This is a genomic window from Streptomyces sulphureus DSM 40104, from assembly GCF_000381025.1.
Lineage (GTDB): Bacteria > Actinomycetota > Actinomycetes > Streptomycetales > Streptomycetaceae > Streptomyces > Streptomyces sulphureus.
Genome location: NZ_KB905814.1, coordinates 794,887 through 813,153 on the forward strand (window position 1 = coordinate 794,887; position 18,267 = coordinate 813,153).

The window sequence follows — 18,267 nt, forward strand, 5'->3', positions numbered from 1 at the left end:
TCAGCCGGTCGCGAGGAGGACGACGAGCGCGGCGGCGCCGGCCGCGGCCGGCGCGAGCACCTCGTAGGCCCAGCGGACCGCCACGCCGCCCGCTCCTTCGCCGTCCGCGCCGTGGCGTGCGGCGAGGGAGCGGAGGTCGTCCATCGCCTGGTCGGAGGGCGCGCGGCGGTCGGCCTGCTCCGGCTCCTTGGCGACGGAGGGCATCGTCCGGCCGCCGAAGAGGCCGCCGGCCGCCGAGGGCGGGTGGCCGGCGGCGACCCGCTCGTTGTGGCGCGTCGCCTTGTTCCGGGCGCGCAACGAGACCGGGATCGACCAGAGTTGGTAGGTCCGTCCATCGGCGACGACCTCGCTCGAGTACCCGGAGCGCAGCGACTCCACCGCGCCCCACGGCACCGAGACGGTCCGGAAGGGGTTGCGCACCCGCAGCCGCCGCTCGCCCGCGAAGACCGCGGGGCGCAGGGTGAATGCCACCACCAGCGGCACGACGACGAAGAGGCCGGCGAGCGTGATCCACGGGGTACGCCCGTCGCTGTTGACGATCGCGTCGGTGCCGAGCCACAGGGCGAGCAGGAGCAGCAGCACGCCGCCGGCCATGCCCGCGGGCGAGCGGAAGACACGGTCCGCGTACGCCGGGGGCTCGGGGCGCTGCTCGCCGGGCTCGTCTGCCGTGGTCCCTCGCCCCTCGGGGCGGTCGTCCCCTGGGGTGCTCTCCTCGCGCGTCATGCGATCGATTCTGCCGGACCGTCCGGTAGACGGACATTGCGGTACGGCATCGATGCGCGTGGCGGTTGTGCGCGCTGTGTCGCGAATCCGTCGCGCAGAGTACTGGTTCGCTCCAACTCCCGCGAAAACGATCGCACTTCGGGGGCGACGCACCGCTACACGCGTAGATATGCTGCCCTGGTGACCATGCCGACTCCCCCCAGCAGCCCACCGGCCGCGCCCCGCCCTCCCGTCACCGGGACGGCACCGTCGCAGGCGGAGCTCCGCTCCCGGCTCCACGGCCTCCCCGGTGTCGACGCCGTCGGCCTCGAGCAGCGCGCGGCCGGGCTCGCCACCCGCTCGATCAAGACGACGGCGAAGGCTTACGCCCTAGACCTGGCGATCTCCATGGTCGACCTCACCACCCTCGAGGGCTCGGACACCGCGGGCAAGGTGCGTGCCCTGTGCGCCAAGGCGGCGCGGCCGGACCCCGGCGACCCGACGACGCCGCACACCGCCGCCGTCTGCGTCTACCCCGACCTCGCCGCCACGGCGAAGGAGGCGCTCGCCGCCGCGGGCGCCCCGCAGGTCGAAGTCGCCGCCGTGGCAACCGCGTTCCCCTCCGGACGCGCCTCGCTCCGGGTGAAGATCGCCGACGCCGAGGACGCGGTCGCGGCAGGCGCCGACGAGGTCGACATGGTGATCGACCGCGGCGCCTTCCTCTCCGGCGACTACCTGAAGGTCCACGAGGAGATCAGAGCCGTCAAGGAGGCGTGCGCGGCGGGACCGGGCGCCGGCGCGCGACTCAAAGTCATCTTCGAGAACGCCGAGTTGGCGACGTACGACAACATCCGGCGCGCCTCCTGGCTCGCCATGGAGGCGGGCGCCGACTTCATCAAGACCTCCACGGGCAAGGTCGGCGGCGCCGCCACCCTCCCCGCCACCCTGCTGATGCTGGAGGCGGTCCGCGGCTATCACGCGGCCACCGGCACCCGCGTCGGCGTCAAGCCCGCCGGCGGGATCAGGGCGGCGAAGGACGCGCTGCGCTACCTCGTCGTCGTCAACGAGACGGCGGGTCCCGAGTGGCTCACGCCCGACTGGTTCCGCTTCGGCGCCTCCGGCCTCCTCGGCGATCTCCTGATGCAGCGCCACAAGTTGGCGACGGGGGCCTACTCCGGCGCCGCGTACGTCACCGTCGACTAGACACCTGCCACCCACCCATGCCCACACCCCAAGGCACAGAGGCACCGATGGTTTTCGACTACGCACCCGCACCGGAGTCCCGCTCGCTGGTGCAGATCGCCCCGTCCTACGGGCTCTTCGTCGACGGCGAGTTCCGCGAGGCGGCGGACGGCAGGAGCTTCAAGACCGTCTCCCCCGCCGACGAGCAGGCCCTCAGCGAGGTGGCGCACGCAGGCGCCGAGGACGTCGAGGCCGCCGTCCGCGCGGCCCGCGCGGCCTTCCCCGGCTGGGCCGCGCTGCCCGGCGCAGAGCGCGCGAAGTTCCTCTTCCGGATCGCCCGGATCCTCCAGGAGCGCTCCCGCGAACTCGCCGTCCTGGAGACCCTCGACAACGGCAAGCCGATCAGGGAGACGCGCGACGCCGACCTGCCGCAGGTCGCCGCGCACTTCTTCTACTACGCGGGCTGGGCCGACAAGTTGGCCCACGCCGGCCTGGAGCGCACCGCGCACGGCGGCCCGCCGCGGCCGCTCGGTGTGGCAGCGCAGGTCATCCCCTGGAACTTCCCGCTGCTCATGCTCGCCTGGAAGGTCGCGCCGGCGCTCGCCACCGGGAACACCGTGGTGCTCAAGCCGGCCGAGACGACGCCGCTCTCCGCGCTGTTCTTCGCCGACATCTGCCGCCAGGCACAGCTTCCGGCAGGCGTCGTCAACATCCTCACGGGGGACGGGGAGACGGGCGCCGCACTCGTCTCCCACCCCGGCGTCGACAAGGTCGCCTTCACCGGCTCCACCGCCGTGGGCAAGGCCATCGCGCGCGAAGTCGCAGGCGGCGACAAGCGGTTGACGCTGGAGCTCGGCGGCAAGGGCGCCAACATCGTCTTCGAGGACGCGCCGCTCGACCAGGCCGTCGAAGGCGTCGTCAACGGCAGTTTCTTCAACCAGGGTCAGGTCTGCTGCGCCGGTTCGCGGCTCCTCGTCCAGGAGTCGGTCGCCGACGAGCTCCTCGAAGCCCTGCGGCGGCGGCTCGGCACGCTGCGGCTCGGCGACCCGCTCGACAAGAACACCGACATCGGCGCGATCAACTCGCCCGAGCAGCTCGCCCGGATCACCGAACTCGCCGACGCGGGGGAGGCCGAGGGTGCCGCGCGGTGGTCCCCGGCGTGCGAACTCCCCTCGCAGGGCTACTGGTTCGCGCCGACCGTCTTCACGGGAGTGACGCAGGCGCACCGCATCGCACGCGAGGAGATCTTCGGGCCCGTGCTCTCCGTGCTCACCTTCCGTACCCCCGAGGAGGCGGTGGCGAAGGCGAACAACACGCCGTACGGGCTCTCGGCAGGCATCTGGACGGAGAAGGGCTCGCGCATCCTGCGCGTCGCCGAGAAGCTGCGGGCCGGCGTGGTCTGGGCGAACACCTTCAACAAGTTCGACCCCACCTCGCCCTTCGGCGGCTACCGGGAATCCGGCTTCGGCCGCGAGGGCGGACGGCACGGACTGGAGGCGTACCTCGACCTCACCGGCGCCGAGCCGGCCGAGGCGGGCGCCGTGGCGAACGAGGGCAGGCGCGGGGCGCGCGCCGGCGGAAAGGCAGGTGGCCGGTGAGCGAGCAGACGGCGCAGCGGCGCGTGGGCGCGCCGCGCAGGCTCGGGGTGCTGAAGACGTACAAGCTCTTCGTCGGCGGGAAGTTCCCGCGCAGCGAGAGCGGACGGGTGTACGAGGTGGTCGACGCAAAGGGCGAGTGGCTCGCCAACGCCCCGCTCTCCTCGCGGAAGGACGCCAGGGACGCCGTCGCCGCCGCGCGCAAGGCGTTCCCCGGTTGGTCCGGGGCGACGGCGTACAACCGCGGGCAGGTCCTCTTCCGGGTGGCCGAGATGGTCGAGGGACGCAGGGCGCAGTTCACCTCCGAGGTCGCGGCCGCCGAGGGGCTCTCGGCCGCGCGCGCCTCCGCGCAGGTCGACGCGGCGATCGACCGGATCGTCTGGTACGCGGGCTGGACCGACAAGATCGCGCAGATCGCCGGTGGCCCCAACCCGGTGGCAGGGCCGTTCCTCAACGTCTCGACCCCCGAACCCACGGGCGTGGTCGCCGTGTTGGCGCCGCAGCGCTCCTCGCTGCTGGGGCTCATCTCGGTGCTGGGGCCCGTCCTCGCGGGGGGCGGTACCGCGGTGCTCGTCGCGTCGGAGCGGGCGCCGCTCCCTGCACTGTCCTTCGCCGAGGTGCTCGCCACCTCCGACGTGCCCGGCGGAGTCGTGAACCTCCTCTCCGGGCGGACGGCCGAACTGGCGGCACCGCTCGCGGCCCACCGCGACGTCGACGCGCTCGACCTCACCGGCGCCTGCGGGGACCCGGAGCTCGTCCGCGAGTTGGAGGTCGCGGCGGCCGAGAACCTCAAGCGCGTCCACCGCCCCAGGGCGGGCGCTGGGAACGGCGACGCCGAGGACTGGGCCGCCGATCCGGGAACGGGGCGGCTGCTCGCCTTCCTGGAGACGAAGACCGTCTGGCACCCCCGAGGGGACTGAGTCCCGCACGGTTCCGGGCCCCGCTCGGGGCCCGGACCATCGGGGCTCGATCGGCGCGGCCGCCCGACTGCGTTCCCGCATGCCCTTCCCAGGACTTGCGTCGTGCCCTCTCCTTCCCCCGTGCTCGACGGGCCGTCCGGCCGGCGGCCCCGGGTGCCGGCGGAGCGGCGGTGGCGTCAACACGCGGCTTCCGCAGCCTCGTTGGGAGGGTCGCCGCTGCCGGTCCCGTCGGGCTCCGCCGTCCTGTCCTCCGGGGCGGGACGGCGGAGCTCCTCGGCGAGCCAACTCTCGCCGTGCACCCGGACCGCTCCCTTGCTTATGGCCTCGCGCAGGGTGAGAGAGGAGTTGGCCAACTCGACGGGCGCCCGCGCGTCCAACTCCATGACGACGTCGGGGGATTCGGCGCGCCCGGGCTCGTAGAGCGGCGGCGCCTCGGCCCCGGGACGCACACCGCAGAGGCGCTCGACGTCAAGGTGGAGGTGGAAGCTTCCCTCTTCCAGGTGGACGTCGAGGACGCCGCGCGCCGCTCCGTCCGGCGGCTCGCCCACGCCTGCCGACTCCCGGAGCGCACGCGCGACGGCCCCCTGGAGCGGCACGGCGAACCAGTGGGCGCGCACCGCGTCGGTCGGGCGCAGCCCGTCGAGGAGGGGGGCGCCCCACTCGGCGAGCGCACGCAGCACGGGGAGCAACGCGGCACCGCGCTCGGTGAGTTCGTAGACGAAAGCGGAGGCGGGGCTCGCGAGGCGGCGGCGCCCGACGAGCTCGGCCTGCTCCATGTGCCGCAGCCGCGCGGCGAGTATGTCGGTGCTGACGCCCGGGAGATCGGCGTGGAGATCCGTGTACCGGCGTGGGCCGGCGAGGAGTTCTCGCACGATCAGCAAGGTCCAGCGGTCCCCCACGGAGTCGAGGGCGCGCGCTATGGCGCAGAACTGGTCGTAGCTGCGGCGGGTTCGGCTCGGCATGGCACCAGTGTACGCACGCGGTTGGACTTTCCAAGTCCGGACTTGGTAGAACCAAGTAGTCAGATCCGAGGGGACGTTCCGAGCGGGTCAGGGGCGCGGCGCCTGCTGCGCTCGTGACGGTCGTGGCGCGTCCCCGATGGCAGGGCGGGCCGCGCACGCGGCTCCCCGGGAGGGCGGGGACGCATGGTGTTCCGGCAGTCGAGCAAGCTCAGCGAAGTCTGCTACGAGATCCGCGGTCCTGTGATCGAGCAGGCCGACGCGCTCGAGGAGGCAGGCCACAGCGTCCTGCGCCTCAACACCGGCAATCCGGCGCTCTTCGGCTTCGAGGCGCCGGAGGAGATCCTCCAGGACATGCTCCGGATGCTCCCCCGCGCACACGGGTACACGGAGTCGCGGGGCATCCTCCCGGCCCGCCGCGCGGTGGCCCAGCACTACCAGCAGCGAGGCATGCCGGAGACCGACGTCGACGACGTCTTCCTCGGCAACGGCGTCTCGGAGCTCATCTCCATGGCCGTCCAGGCACTCGTCGAGGACGGTGACGAAATCCTCGTCCCTGCCCCGGACTTCCCGCTCTGGACGGCGGTCACGACGATGGCCGGCGGCCGCGCCGTCCACTACCGCTGCGAGGAGACCGCGGAGTGGCTCCCCGACCTCGACGACATGGCGGCGAAGATCACCCCGCGCACCAAGGCCGTCGTGATCATCAACCCCAACAACCCCACGGGCGCCGTCTATCCGCGCGAGACCCTGGAAGGCATCCTCGAACTCGCCCGCCGGCACGGCCTGATGGTCCTCTCCGACGAGATCTACGACAAGATCCTCTACGACGACGCCGTCCACCACCACCCGGCCGCACTCGCCCCCGACCTCGTCTGCCTCACCTTCGGCGGTCTCTCGAAAGCGTACCGGGTCGCCGGCTTCCGCAGCGGCTGGCTCATCGTCTCAGGACCCCGCTCGGAGGCCGCCGATTATCTGGAGGGCCTCGGCATGCTCGCCTCGATGCGGCTCTGCCCCAACGCCCCCGCGCAGTACGCGATCCAGGCGGCCCTGGGCGGCCGCCAATCGATCGACGACCTGGTACTCCCCGGCGGCCGTCTCCACGAACAACGCGACGTCGCCTGGCAGAAGCTCAACGAGATCCCGGGGGTGAGCTGCGTCAAGCCCAAGGGTGCCCTGTACGCCTTCCCACGGATCGACCCCGAGGTGCACAAGATCCACGACGACGAGCAGTTCGTCCTCGACCTCCTCCTCCGCGAGAAGATCCAGGTCGTCCAGGGCACCGGCTTCAACTGGCCCTCCCCCGACCACTTCCGCATCCTCACCCTCCCCCGCGCCGAGGACCTCGACGCAGCCATAAGCCGGATCGGAAGGTTCCTGGAGGGGTACCGGCAATGAGCCGGGGCACCCCGGCCCCCGGCACCGACGCTTCCGCGAGGTGCACGCGCTCCCGTAGAGGCAACATCGTGCGTGCACGGCACACACGGCCGTCGACGCGCCCGCGCGAACAGCAAGTCGGAGCGCCTGCCTCCCCGGGCGCGCTCCGAGTCGACCTCCGCATGCCCGCATGCCAACGCCCACCTGCGTCCTCGCACCGGCACGACGCCCCGTCGCGGCCCCTCCTCGGCAGCCGCCCAGCGCCGCGCGGAGTGAGAGAGCCGCTTCCGAGCGGCTCTGCCCCTGGCGTCCAGACCGGCGAGAAGGCACTCCTTCACCACGCCCACCCTCCGGGCCGCTCCGGCGCTCCCTCGCCGCACACCGCCAACACACGGCTGCACTCGTCACGTTGGGCAGACTTTCGCGGCACTCCGACGAGCCCAGGACACCCGGCCGCAACCGCCCCGGAGGCACTCACGCCCCGGCCCCGCGACAACGCCCCGCACCGCGGCCGCGCCTCCTTCAGGCACGGCAGGCGCGGCGCGGGGCGCCGTCCACGGACCACCGGGATCTCAGTGGCCGCGGGCGAGCCACTCCTGGACGTGCGGTGCCTCGTCCCCGATCGTCGTCGAGTCCCCGTGGCCGGTACGCACCTCCGTCTCCGGGGGCAGCGTCAGCAGGCGGTTCCTGATCGACTCGACGATCGTCGGGAAGTCCGAGAACGACCGCCCCGTCGCGCCCGGCCCGCCTTGGAAGAGCGTGTCACCCGTGAAGACGGTCCCGAGCTCCGGCGCATAGAAGCAGACGGCCCCCGGCGCGTGCCCCGGCGTGTGGAGCACCTGGAGCTCCACACCGGCCACGGAAATGCGCTCGCCGTCGGCCAAGTCCTCGTCGGGAACGGTGCCTTGGTGCGTCATCTTCCACAGCGGCAGGTCCTCCGGGTGGAGGTGGACGGGCGCGCTGGTGAGCTCGGCGAGCTCGGGTGCGGCGTCGACATGGTCGTTGTGGCCGTGGGTGCAGAGGATCGCGGTGACCCGACGGCCGCCGACCGCGTTGCTGATCGCCTGCGCGTCGTGCGCGGCGTCGATCACGACGACCTCCTGGTCGTCCCCCACGACCCAGACGTTGTTGTCGACCTCCCACTCCCCTCCGTCGAGCCGGAAGGTGCCCGAGGTGACGACATGGTCGATACGCGCGGCGCTCACAGGACCACCACCGAACGCAGCACGTCCCCGCCGTGCATCCGCGCGAACGCCTCCTCGATCTCGTCGAGGGCGATCGTCTCGGTGACGAAGGCCCCGAGGTCGAGGCGGCCCTGCTGATGGAGGTCGACGAGCATGGGGAAGTCCCTGGAGGGCAGGCAGTCGCCGTACCAGGAGGGCTTGACGGCGCCGCCCCGCGAGAAGACGTCGAGGAACGGCAGTTCCAGCTCCATCTCGGGGGTCGGCACGCCGACGAGGACCACCGTGCCCGCGAGGTCCCGTGCGTAGAACGCCTGCTTGAAGGTCTCGGGCCGGCCGACGGCCTCGATCACCACGTCCGCGCCGAAACCGCCTGTGAGCTCGCGCACGGCCTCGATCGGGTCGGCGTCACGGGAGTTGACTGTGTGCGTCGCGCCGATCCGCTCGGCCGTCGCCAGCTTGCGGTCCTCGATGTCGACGGCGATCACCTTCGACGCCCCCGCGAGGCGCGCACCGGCGATCGCCGCGTCACCGACCCCGCCGCAGCCGATCACCGCGACACTGTCCCCGCGGGTGACCTGCCCGGTGTTGATCGCCGCACCGATCCCCGCCATCACACCGCAGCCGAGCAGCCCCGCGACCGCCGGCGAGACCGCCGGATCGACCTTGGTGCACTGCCCCGCTGCGACGAGCGTCTTCTCGGCGAACGCGCCGATACCCAGGGCCGGTTCGAGTTCGCTGCCGGCCTGCGGCCCCGAGACCACGGTCATCCGCTGTTCGGCGTTGTGCGTGTCGAAGCAGTACCACGGGCGCCCGCGGCGGCACGCGCGGCATTCGCCGCAGACGGCACGCCAGTTGAGCACCACGAAGTCACCGGGCGCCACCTCGGTGACCCCCTCGCCGACCGCCTCCACGACCCCGGCGGCCTCGTGGCCGAGGAGGAACGGGTAGTCGTCGCTGATACCGCCCTGCTTGTAGTGGAGGTCGGTGTGGCAGACGCCGCACGCCTGCACGTCGACCACCGCCTCGCCGGGCCCGGGGTCCGGCACCCGAATCGTCTCGACCCGTACGGGTTCGTTCTTGCCCGGTGCGATGACACCGCGGATCTCCTGGGCCATGTACGGCCTCCTTCTGCGTACGGGGAACGGGACTTGCCGCGGACACGGCGACCGCGGCATCCCGACAACGGCGCCGCCAGGCGCGGCCGTCCCATTGTCGCGGTCGGCGGGGCGGACCGGGAGGCGGGCGCACCACGGTCCACCCGAGCGCCGATCGACGCAGCCGGGTCCCCACGGCTCCGCGCATGGCAGAGAATGGACTCCCGTGACCGACTCCACCGACCGCACCGGTCCCGAAGCCGACCCGGCGCCGCCCCACCGTACGCGTCCCCTCGCCCGCGTCGTCCTGCTGACCGGACCTTCGGGTTCGGGAAAGTCCCGGCTCGCGGCCCGCACCGGCCTCCCGGTCCTCCGTCTCGACGACTTCTACAAGGAGGGCGACGACCCGACGCTCCCCCTTCTGGAGCCGAAGGACGGCACGCACCCGGGATCGGGGCCCAAGTCGCCACCGGCAGGGGTCGACTGGGACTCCCCCCTCGCCTGGGACGCCGCCTCCGCGCTGGAGACGGTGACCAGGCTGTGCACCCGTGGCAGCGCCGACGTCCCGCTCTACTCGATCTCGGCGAGCGCGCGCACGGGCATGCAGCACCTCTCGGTGGAGGGCTCCCCGCTCTTCGTCGCCGAGGGCATCTTCGCCGCCGACCTCGCCACCGCGTGCGCCGAGTCCGGCCTGCTCGCCGACGCCCTCTGCCTCAGCGGCAGCCCGCTCACCACCTTCCGGAGGCGACTGCTCCGGGACGTCCGCGAGGCGCGGAAGCCGCTCCCCGTGCTCGTCCGCCGCGGATGGCGTCTGCTGCGGGCGGAGACGGCGATCGTCGAGCGCCACGTGCGTCTCGGCGCCTTTCCGTGCGGCAGGGAGGAGGCCGCTGCCCGTATCGAGCGCGCCCGCATTTCCGTGACCGGCCCGGCGCCCGCCGGGCACCGCACGCCCGCGGCTCACACCGTCCCGCGCCCGCGCGAGGGCAACTGCCGTACGGGAGCAGGCGAGACCGGCGCCCCGCGCTAGCCCGCGCACACGACGCAGCGGGAGGTTCCCGCCAGACCCCCCGGCCGGCCGGAACCTCCCGCTGCTTCCCCCGTGTCCCCTTGTTCCCCCGTGTCCCCTCTCCCCTCGGGCCGTGCCTTCCCCCTGCCTCAGGCGACGAGTTCCCCGAAGGACTCCTCGCGGTCCTTGCCGAAGCTGAGCACCTCGTCGTCGCGGAGCCGCCGCAACGAGCGCCAGATGCTGCTCTTCACGGTGCCGACGCTGATGTTGAGGATGTCCGCGATCTCCGGGTCGGTCCGCCCCTCGTAGTACCGCAACACCAGCATCGTCCGCTGGAGTTCGGGGAGCTTGGCGAGCGCCTGCCAGAGCACGGCGCGCAGTTCGGTGCCGCGCATCGCGTCCTGGTCGTGCGCCGTCTCGGGCAGCTCCTCCGTCGGGTACTCGTTGAGCTTCCGGCGCCGCCAGGCGCTGATGTGGAGGTTCGTCATCGTCCTGCGGAGGTACCCGCCGACCGCCGCCTTGTCCGTGATCCTGTCCCAGGCACGGTACGTCGAGAAGAGCGCGCTCTGGAGGAGGTCCTCGGCCTCGTACCGGTCGCCCGTCAGGTGGTAGGCGGTCGCGTAGAGGGAGGCCCGGCGGTCGCGGACGTAGGCGGTGAACGCCGCTTCGGCGTCGCTCTCCGCCTCGTGCTCCGCGGTGTCCCGCCGTTCCCCTTCGGCCTCCCCGTACGCGTCCCGCTTCTGCTCCCCCGTCTCCCCCCGGGCCTGCTCCGGTACATCCCCCCGCAGGCCCTCGACCGCAGCGATGTGCTGCGGACGCACACGCGCGGCGCCACGGACGCGTCCCCGCCCGCTCACCGCTCCGGACTTCTCACCGTTCCGCGGCACGGTGTCGCCGCCGAACGTCGTCCGCGTTGCGGGAACCGAAGGCACGTGCAGACGCGTGTGAAGTACTGCATTGGTTGCGGTGCCGTGCAGTTTGTTCATCTCACGCGCCCCCTTCGGAGCCATCGGTTCCTTGCTGACGACGTACACATTGCCGGGCCAGTTTCATGGCGAGGTCCTCCGACTGTCACAGCGGTGTCACAACGGATCAGGCCCCGGCGGGCCGCGCTTCCGGTCGAAGGAGGAACCGGCGGTCGAAGTCGGGATGGGTCATGCGCCAGAATGGCGCGCGTGGCTTTCCTGTTGCTGATCGAGGACGACGACGCTGTCCGTACGGCCCTGGAGATGGGGCTCACCCGCCAGGGGCACCGCGTGGTGACCGCGGCCTCGGGCGAGGACGGCCTCAAACTGCTGCGCGAGCAGCGTCCTGACCTCATCGTGCTCGACGTCATGCTCCCCGGCATCGACGGCTTCGAGGTCTGCCGCCGCATCCGTCACACCGACCAGCTCCCGATCATCCTGCTCACGGCGCGCAGCGACGACATCGACGTCGTCGTGGGCCTGGAGTCGGGGGCCGACGACTACGTCGTCAAGCCGGTGCAGGGCAGGGTCCTCGACGCGCGCATCCGTGCCGTGATGCGCCGCGGCGAGCGCGAGTCCAGCGACTCGGCCACCTTCGGCTCGCTCACCATCGACCGCTCGGCGATGACGGCGACCAAGAACGGCGAGGACCTCCAACTCACCCCCACGGAGCTGAGGTTGCTGCTGGAGTTGAGCCGCAGGCCCGGCCAGGCGCTCTCCCGGCAGCAGCTCCTCAGGCTCGTCTGGGAGCACGACTACCTCGGTGACTCCCGCCTCGTCGACGCCTGCGTGCAGCGTCTGCGCGCCAAGGTGGAGGACGTCCCGTCCTCACCGACCCTCATCCGCACGGTCCGCGGCGTCGGCTACCGGCTGGACGCTCCTCAGTGATCGCGCGCTCGCGGGACGGCGACCCCGGGGCCGCCGAAGAGGAATCACAGAAGGGCGAGGAACACCGGCCGGACGACGGCGGTTCCACGAAGAAGCTGCGCGGGATGCGGCGTTGGGTGGCCGGTGTGCTGCCGTCGCTGCGGCTGCGGCTCGTCGTGGTCTTCGCACTCGTCGCGCTGACCGCCGCCGTCTCAGCCTCGGGGATCGCCTACTGGCTCAACCGCGACGCCGTGCTCACCCGCGCGCAGAACGCGGCGCTCAACGACTTCCGGAAGTCGCTGGAGGACAACGCGGGAAACCTCCCGAGCGAGGTGGAGTGCGCTCAACTCCGCGAGGCGGCCGACCGGATGGCGGGCACCACCCAGAACTACGAGGTGCTGGTGACAGGGCAGAGCCGCGACAGGGGCTCCTGCGCCGCCGCCTCCAGTGAGGACGACTTCACCCTCGCGCACGTCCCCGCCTCGCTCCGCAAGGCGGTCGACAAGCGCCGCACCGTGGACTCCGCCAACCGGCACCCGTACCACCTCTATTGGCAGCGCATCACGATAGACGGCAACCCCTTCCTCGTCGGAGGGGCGAAGGTGATCGGCGAGGAGCCGACGCCCACGGGCTACATGCTCAAGTCGCTCGCGCCCGAACGCGACGACCTCAACTCCCTCGCCTGGTCGCTGGGGATCGCCACGGGCCTCGCGCTCCTCGGCGCCATGCTCCTCGCACAGGCGGCCGCGACGACGGTGCTCCGCCCCGTGCGCAGGCTGGCGCAGGCGGCGAAGCAGCTAGGCGAGGGCCGCCTCGACACCCGTCTGAAGGCGACGGGCAGCGACGAACTCGCCGAACTCTCCAGGACGTTCAACCGCTCGGCCGAGGCGTTGGAGGCCCGTGTCGCCGAGTTGAGCGCCCGCGAGGAGTCGAGCCGCAGGTTCGTCGCCGACATGTCGCACGAGCTGCGTACGCCGATGACGGCGATCTCCGCCGTCACCGAGGTGCTGGAGGAGGAGCAGGAGAACCTCGACCCGATGATCGCGCCTGCCGTGCAGCTCGTCGTCAGCGAGACCCGGCGCCTCAACGATCTCGTCGAGAACCTGATGGAGGTCACCCGCTTCGATGCCGGCACGGCCAGGCTCGTCCTCGACGACGTCGACGTCGCCGACCAGGTCACCGCCTGCATCGACGCGCGCGCCTGGCTCGACGCCGTCGAACTCGACGCCGACCGCGGCATCATGGCCCGGCTAGACCCGCGCCGGCTCGACGTCGTCCTCGCCAACCTCATCGGCAACGCGCTCAAGCACGGCGGCTCCCCCGTGCGCGTCTCCGTGCGCACCGAGACCCCGCAGCCGGGCGACGCGGAGGCCGCGCGCCTCGTCGGCGCCCCGGCACAGGAGCCGCAGCGCGAGCTGGTGATCGAGGTGGCCGACCGCGGGCCCGGCATCCCCGAAGAGGTACTGCCGCACGTTTTCGACCGCTTCTACAAGGCGAGCGCCGCACGCCCCCGCTCCGACGGCAGCGGCCTCGGCCTCTCCATCGCCATGGAGAACGCACACATCCACGGCGGCTGGATCACGGCCCACAACTCCCCGGAGGGCGGCGCCGTCTTCTCCCTCCGCCTCCCGCGCGACGCCCACCGCGTCGCAGGCGGCGAGATGGAGGGCGAGGCCGACGACGCGGAGAGCAGCAGCAGGAGGCGCCGCCGCGACGGCGCGGAGTCCGGCGACGGAGGGGACGGGGAGTGAAAGGCCGTACCAGCGCGCGCCGTTGGGAAACGGGGGGCGCCGAAGAGCGCCGCGGCAGGCGCGCCCAGGGCCACCAGGACACGGGAAGCCGTGTACTCGCTCTCGCCGCGGCCTCCTTGGCCGCCGCGGCGCTGCTCTCCGGGTGCGGAATCAGGGCCACCTCGGTGCCGGTGGACGCCGGCGCCGCGCCGTCGCGCGTCGGCTGCGCCCCGCCCACGTCGACGCCGCCCGCCGCACCCGGCGCGGAGACGAGCCAGGTGCGGGTCTTCCTCGTCTGCGGGTCGCGGGTGGCGCCCGTCGAGCGGGAGGTGGCCATACCGCAGGGTCGCTCGTCCGCGCGCCGGGTCCCCGTCGCCCGGGCGCTCCTTGAGGAGCTCACCGGGGCCCCGCCGCGTTCCGAGCGCGCGACGGGATTCGAGAGCGCCGTGCCGCAGGACCTCACGGTGGACGGCGGCACGGAGGCGGACCCGAAGGAGGCGCTGCGGCTGAGCGTCCCGCTCGACGAGCTGCCGGCTTTCGCGCTCGCGCAGATCGTGTGCACCTTCAGCGACAGCGCGGCGGCCGACACCAACGACGCCGTCGTCCTCGGCGGCCCCGCCGAGACCGTGGAGGAGGCCGAACGGGCCCGCCCGCTGGAGCGGTTCGAGTGCGGCACGGCGCTCCGCACCCGCCCCGAGGCGGCGGAGACGGCGGGCACCCGCGTGTGAACCCCGAGCGCCGGTGAAGAGCCCTCCGAGGCCGGCGTGCAGGGCGGGGCGTACGCCGGGACAAGCTGTGGGGAACCGGACGCTTCGGACCGGAACCGCAGCGCCCGGAGGCAACGTCCTCAGTTGCGTGCAGCGCCATGGCCCAGGCGGCAGAACAGCCGCCTTCCGCATCCGCGCCGCGGGATTCCTCCTGCTCGGCGCGTACCTCCTGTTCGTCGGATGGCTGACGCTACGGCCGCTCGCCGTCCCGTGGGTCCTCCCGACGAACACCCGGCCGTTCGCCACCATCCGCGCCGACCTCGCCGACGGGCCCACCGCGGCGCTGACCGGAATCGGAGGCGGACTGCTGCTCATGGTGCCGCTCGCCCTGCTCCTGCCGATCGCGGGCGGCGGCTGGCGCCGCCCGCTCCCCGCGCTGTGGCTGCGGGCGGTGGGCGTGACCGGGCTGCTCTCGTCGGGGATAGCGGTGACGCAGTCCGGGATCTCGGGCCAGATGGGGAACGTCGACTCGGTGCTGCTCAACACGCTGGGCGTCGCGGTGCTGCAACCGCTGCTCTTCCCACCGCTGCGGGGCTGGCTGTTGCGGGGCCCGCGAAGGGCGGGCACCGGTGGTCGGTCCGCGGGCCGGTCCGGCGGGGGCGCGGCGCCGCGCCAGTCCGGTAGCCCTGAGGGGTCGTCCCCGAGGACAACCAGGGTTCACCTCACTCCGTGGCCCGAGGCGGGGGTGGCTCACCGCGGCTACCTTCATAAGTAGGCAGAAGGCCCCGACGGGGCTCCGCCACCGATACGAAGGAGCACCGAGATGTCCACACTGGCCCGCCCGCGCAACGGACGGATGATCGGCGGTGTGTGCGCCGGGCTCGCCCGCCGCTTCGGTACCACGCCGACCACGATGCGCGTCCTCTTCCTGCTCTCGTGCCTGCTGCCGGGACCGCAGTTCGTGCTCTACCTGGCGCTGTGGGTACTGATGCCGAACGAGGACGAGCACACCGCCTGGTGAGCCGCCGACCGCAGCCGCACGCGAGGGCGGCGGTCCACCGCAGGGTGGACCGCCGCCCTCGCGACTGTCGGGAGGTGTGCCCTCAGGAGATGAGGCCGCCACCGAGCGGGACGCCGCCGAGGAGTTCCTGACCCGAGGGGCTGCCGGCGTCCGACTGCTGGGAGTCCTGGTTGAGGAGGCTGTCGGTGGTCTTGCCGAGGTCCTGGTCGGCGACCGCGTCCGTGGCGGCGTCGACGGTGGGGCCGAGGGCCGGTGCGGCGGCGGCCGTGCCGGCGCCCGCGAGGGCTGCGGCTCCGGCGAGTGCGACGGCGCCGAGGGTCTTGCGGGTGAGGTGCGTGGTCTGCAACGTAGTCCTCGCTGTGTGTGGGGATTTCTTCAGCGGCGACCGCGAACGTAGCCAGGCGACTGCGGAGCGTGCAAACACCCCCGGCCCCTGCCCCGTCGCCCACCCGTGCCCCGCGCGGGGATGCAGCACTCCCCGCGCGTCAACTGCCTGACGGAGCCGCCGTGCTGGTCAGCGGGGCGGTCTCCAGTGCGTCACGGAAGAGCCACTCGGACTTCAGCTCGGCGTAGCCCGGCTTGATCACGTCATTGATCATGGCGAGACGTTCATCGAAAGGGATGAAGGCGGACTTCATCGCATTGACGGTGAACCACTGCACGTCGTCGAGCGTGTAGTGGAAGGTGCGCACCAGCTCCCTGAACTCGCGGCTCATGCAGGTGTCGCTCATCAACCGGTTGTCCGTGTTGACCGTCGCCCTGAAGTGGAGGCGCCGCAGGAGGCCCAGCGGGTGTTCGGCGTACGAGGTGGCCGCGCCCGTCTGGAGGTTGGAGGTCGGGCAGAGCTCCAACGGGATGCGCTTGTCCCGCACGTACGAGGCGAGGCGCCCCAGCGCCACCGACCCGTCGTCGCCGACCTGCACGTCGTCGATGATGCGTACGCCGTGGCCCAGCCGGTCGGCGCCGCACCACTGGAGCGCCTGCCAGATCGAGGGGAGGCCGAACGCCTCGCCTGCGTGGATGGTGAAGTGGTTGTTCTCCCGCTTGAGGTACTCGAAGGCGTCGAGGTGGCGCGTGGGCGGGTGGCCGGCCTCGGCGCCCGCGATGTCGAAGCCGACGACGCCCGAATCCCGGTGGCGGTTGGCGAGTTCGGCGATCTCCAGCGACCGCGCGGCGTGCCGCATCGCCGTGAGCAGCGCCCCCACGCGGATACGGTGTCCGGCGGCGAGCGCGTTCCGCTCGCCCTGGCGGAAGCCCTCGACGACCGCCTCGACGACCTCTTCCAGCGTGAGCCCTTGTGTGAGGTGCTGCTCGGGTGCGAACCGCACCTCGGCGTAGACGACGCCGTCGGCCGCGAGGTCCTCGGCGCACTCGGCGGCCGTGCGCACCAGCGCCCCGCGGGTCTGCATGACGCCGACGGTGTGCCGGAAGGTCTCCAGGTACCGCTCCAGCGAACCGGAGCTGGCGGCGGAGCGGAACCACTCGGCGAGGCGCTCGGGGTCGGACTCGGGGAGGCCCTCGTAGCCCGTCTCCGCTGCGAGGTCGACGACGGTCGCCGGGCGCAGGCCGCCGTCGAGGTGGTCGTGGAGGAGGACCTTGGGCGCGCGGTGGATCTGCTCCGGGGTCGGTGTGTTCGCGGGCATCTGGCTCGTCATCCAGGCAGGGTAGCTGCTACGCGCGTAGAAGGCATCCTCTTCCCGCTGCGACGCACCCGGAGGCACCCAACTCCTGTGCCGCCACCGCGCATTGAAAAACCCGCCTCAGGTGTCGATACGCCAGGGGAGCCCGCGCAGCCGGCCGATCTCGCCGGCGGCGAGGAGGGCGAGGAGGCGCAGGACCTCGTTGAGTGGCAGGTCGTTGAGCTCACCTGGAGGCACCGTGCCGTCCTCGAGGTTCTGCCAGTGCACCGCGCCACCGCGGTAGGCGCTCAGACTCCAACCGCTGTCGTGCCTCAGCATCACCGCCGGGTGCTCGCCGTCCGCATCGTGCAGGCTGTCGAGGATGCGGCGGCGCATCTCGGCATCCGGGTCCCGGAAGGCGGCTCCGCCGGCGTCGTACATCAGGAAACCCATGGCGCCCATTACCTCACGCCTCGGCCCCTGCTTCGGTGAGATCCGCCCGCGCCGCACCGGCTTGGCGGGCTGTTCGATACCCAATGGTGATGGAGCGGCCTGCGCCGGGCGGTGGTCCTTCTGCCATCGTTCTGCTCGTGACTGAGCAGCGAGCGACGCCCGTCAGGGAAGCACGTCTCGGCCGCCCCGCGGGGCCCGTAAGGACCGCACCGCACGCGGTGGTCCTGGTGCTGCCGGGAGGTGGGGAGGCGTCGAGCCTGCGGCGCCAACGCGCGGCGCCCGCCTGGACGGCGCGCACGCTCGCGCGCCGGCTCGTCCGCGGCACGGAGCCGCTCCTCGCGCACCCGGTGCGCCTCCGTTGCCGCGGCTGGGGCGAGGAGGGCCTGCCGGTGCAGGACGCGCGGTGGGCCGTCGAGGAGGTCGGCCGCCGCTACGGGGACGTGCCCGTCTGCCTCGCCGGCGTCGACACGGGGGCCCGCGCCGCGCTCCAGGCCGCCGGGCACCCCGCCGTCGCCTCCGTGCTGGCGCTGGGACCGCGGTTGCCGGAGTCGGGGGAGCCCGAGCCCGTACGGCAGCTCCTCGGCCGCAAGGTGCTCATCGCGCACGGCACCGAGGACGAGCGCACGGAACCCGAGCTCTCCTACCGCCTCGCCGAGCGCGCCAAGAAGGTCAACGCGGACGTCTGCCGCTTCGAGGTCCACTCGGACGGCCACGCGCTTCGGCAGCACCGGTTCGAAGTCACCGCGCTCGCCCGGGACTTCGTCCGCGGCACGCTCTGCGACCTCGACTTCGCCAGGCCGCTCGCCGACGCCATGGCGGCCCCGCCGCCGATAGGCTTGCGGATGCCGCTCGCCTCCGGGTTCGGCAGGTCGCTGCGGCTGTGAGG

Annotated in this window: 19 protein-coding genes; 11 read left to right on the plus strand and 8 right to left on the minus strand. The window is 72.6% G+C overall.

Translation table 11 applies throughout. From position 1 onward, the window contains the following. Entirely contained in the window at positions 1–723 is a 723-nt protein-coding gene (locus F603_RS0107695) for a PH domain-containing protein (RefSeq protein WP_019545431.1), read from the minus strand. 186 nt (positions 724–909) lie between these two features. Here F603_RS0107695 and deoC point away from each other — a divergent pair, with 186 nt between their 5' ends. The 3 genes from deoC to F603_RS0107710 are packed head-to-tail and all read left to right on the plus strand — an operon-like array spanning position 910 to position 4,399. Then, positions 910–1,905, plus strand: coding sequence for a deoxyribose-phosphate aldolase (gene deoC / locus F603_RS0107700; protein WP_019545432.1), 996 nt, complete (start codon positions 910–912; stop codon positions 1,903–1,905). 47 nt (positions 1,906–1,952) lie between these two features. Continuing rightward, complete coding sequence (locus tag F603_RS0107705) at positions 1,953–3,482, plus strand: aldehyde dehydrogenase family protein (RefSeq protein ID WP_019545433.1); 1,530 nt, start codon at positions 1,953–1,955, stop codon at positions 3,480–3,482. Beyond that, the gene (locus F603_RS0107710) at positions 3,479–4,399 is read left to right on the plus strand and encodes an aldehyde dehydrogenase family protein (RefSeq protein WP_019545434.1); all 921 of its coding nucleotides are present in this window, start codon (positions 3,479–3,481) and stop codon (positions 4,397–4,399) included. The genes F603_RS0107705 and F603_RS0107710 overlap by 4 nt, the downstream gene beginning before the upstream one ends. A gap of 176 nt (positions 4,400–4,575) precedes the next feature. On the opposite strand, the gene F603_RS0107715 is transcribed toward F603_RS0107710, so the two are convergent. Continuing rightward, positions 4,576–5,361 (minus strand): winged helix-turn-helix transcriptional regulator, encoded by a 786-nt coding sequence (locus tag F603_RS0107715; RefSeq protein WP_019545435.1) that lies wholly within the window; start codon positions 5,359–5,361, stop codon positions 4,576–4,578. A gap of 183 nt (positions 5,362–5,544) precedes the next feature. Here F603_RS0107715 and F603_RS0107720 point away from each other — a divergent pair, with 183 nt between their 5' ends. After that, positions 5,545–6,756 (plus strand): pyridoxal phosphate-dependent aminotransferase, encoded by a 1,212-nt coding sequence (locus F603_RS0107720; protein ID WP_019545436.1) that lies wholly within the window; start codon positions 5,545–5,547, stop codon positions 6,754–6,756. A 551-nt stretch (positions 6,757–7,307) separates the two neighbouring features. On the opposite strand, the gene F603_RS0107725 is transcribed toward F603_RS0107720, so the two are convergent. Next, positions 7,308–7,940, minus strand: a complete 633-nt coding sequence (locus F603_RS0107725) for an MBL fold metallo-hydrolase (protein ID WP_019545437.1) — start codon at positions 7,938–7,940, stop codon at positions 7,308–7,310. Continuing rightward, a complete protein-coding gene (locus F603_RS0107730; protein ID WP_019545438.1) occupies positions 7,937–9,034 on the minus strand; it encodes an S-(hydroxymethyl)mycothiol dehydrogenase in 1,098 nt (365 codons plus the stop codon). The genes F603_RS0107725 and F603_RS0107730 overlap by 4 nt, the downstream gene beginning before the upstream one ends. A gap of 205 nt (positions 9,035–9,239) precedes the next feature. On the opposite strand from F603_RS0107730, the gene F603_RS31820 reads away from it, so the two are divergent. Further along, positions 9,240–10,040 (plus strand): nucleoside/nucleotide kinase family protein, encoded by an 801-nt coding sequence (locus F603_RS31820; RefSeq protein ID WP_019545439.1) that lies wholly within the window; start codon positions 9,240–9,242, stop codon positions 10,038–10,040. A 128-nt stretch (positions 10,041–10,168) separates the two neighbouring features. On the opposite strand, the gene F603_RS0107740 is transcribed toward F603_RS31820, so the two are convergent. Then, positions 10,169–11,005, minus strand: a complete 837-nt coding sequence (locus F603_RS0107740) for a SigE family RNA polymerase sigma factor (protein WP_026328226.1) — start codon at positions 11,003–11,005, stop codon at positions 10,169–10,171. 189 nt (positions 11,006–11,194) lie between these two features. Here F603_RS0107740 and F603_RS0107745 point away from each other — a divergent pair, with 189 nt between their 5' ends. The 5 genes from F603_RS0107745 (at position 11,195) to F603_RS0107765 (ending at position 15,309) form a co-directional block, all read left to right on the plus strand. Further along, a complete protein-coding gene (locus F603_RS0107745; protein ID WP_193386448.1) occupies positions 11,195–11,872 on the plus strand; it encodes a response regulator transcription factor in 678 nt (225 codons plus the stop codon). Continuing rightward, a complete protein-coding gene (locus tag F603_RS0107750; RefSeq protein ID WP_019545441.1) occupies positions 11,869–13,602 on the plus strand; it encodes an ATP-binding protein in 1,734 nt (577 codons plus the stop codon). Before F603_RS0107745 ends, F603_RS0107750 begins: the two co-directional genes overlap by 4 nt. After that, on the plus strand, positions 13,599–14,309 hold the full coding sequence (locus F603_RS0107755; RefSeq protein WP_019545442.1) for a hypothetical protein: 711 nt from the start codon (positions 13,599–13,601) through the stop codon (positions 14,307–14,309). The genes F603_RS0107750 and F603_RS0107755 overlap by 4 nt, the downstream gene beginning before the upstream one ends. 127 nt (positions 14,310–14,436) lie before the next feature. Beyond that, complete coding sequence (locus tag F603_RS0107760) at positions 14,437–15,063, plus strand: VanZ family protein (RefSeq protein WP_019545443.1); 627 nt, start codon at positions 14,437–14,439, stop codon at positions 15,061–15,063. 48 nt (positions 15,064–15,111) lie between these two features. Continuing rightward, positions 15,112–15,309: a PspC domain-containing protein gene (locus F603_RS0107765; RefSeq protein WP_019545444.1), complete on the plus strand. Its 198-nt coding sequence runs from the start codon at positions 15,112–15,114 to the stop codon at positions 15,307–15,309. Between the two features lie 82 nt (positions 15,310–15,391). Here F603_RS0107765 and F603_RS0107770 read toward each other — a convergent pair whose 3' ends face one another. The 3 genes from F603_RS0107770 to F603_RS0107780 all read right to left on the minus strand — a co-directional run bounded on the left by F603_RS0107770 (position 15,392) and on the right by F603_RS0107780 (position 17,381). Then, positions 15,392–15,655, minus strand: coding sequence for a hypothetical protein (locus tag F603_RS0107770; protein ID WP_019545445.1), 264 nt, complete (start codon positions 15,653–15,655; stop codon positions 15,392–15,394). A gap of 139 nt (positions 15,656–15,794) precedes the next feature. Beyond that, positions 15,795–16,964: an adenosine deaminase gene (locus tag F603_RS0107775; RefSeq protein WP_019545446.1), complete on the minus strand. Its 1,170-nt coding sequence runs from the start codon at positions 16,962–16,964 to the stop codon at positions 15,795–15,797. 105 nt (positions 16,965–17,069) lie between these two features. Next, positions 17,070–17,381, minus strand: coding sequence for a hypothetical protein (locus F603_RS0107780; protein WP_019545447.1), 312 nt, complete (start codon positions 17,379–17,381; stop codon positions 17,070–17,072). Positions 17,382–17,518: 137 nt separating this feature from the next. Between F603_RS0107780 and F603_RS0107785 the strand changes: the two genes are divergently transcribed. Beyond that, complete coding sequence (locus tag F603_RS0107785; RefSeq protein WP_245600710.1) at positions 17,519–18,265, plus strand: alpha/beta hydrolase; 747 nt, start codon at positions 17,519–17,521, stop codon at positions 18,263–18,265. The last annotated feature ends 2 nt before the right edge of the window (positions 18,266–18,267 follow it).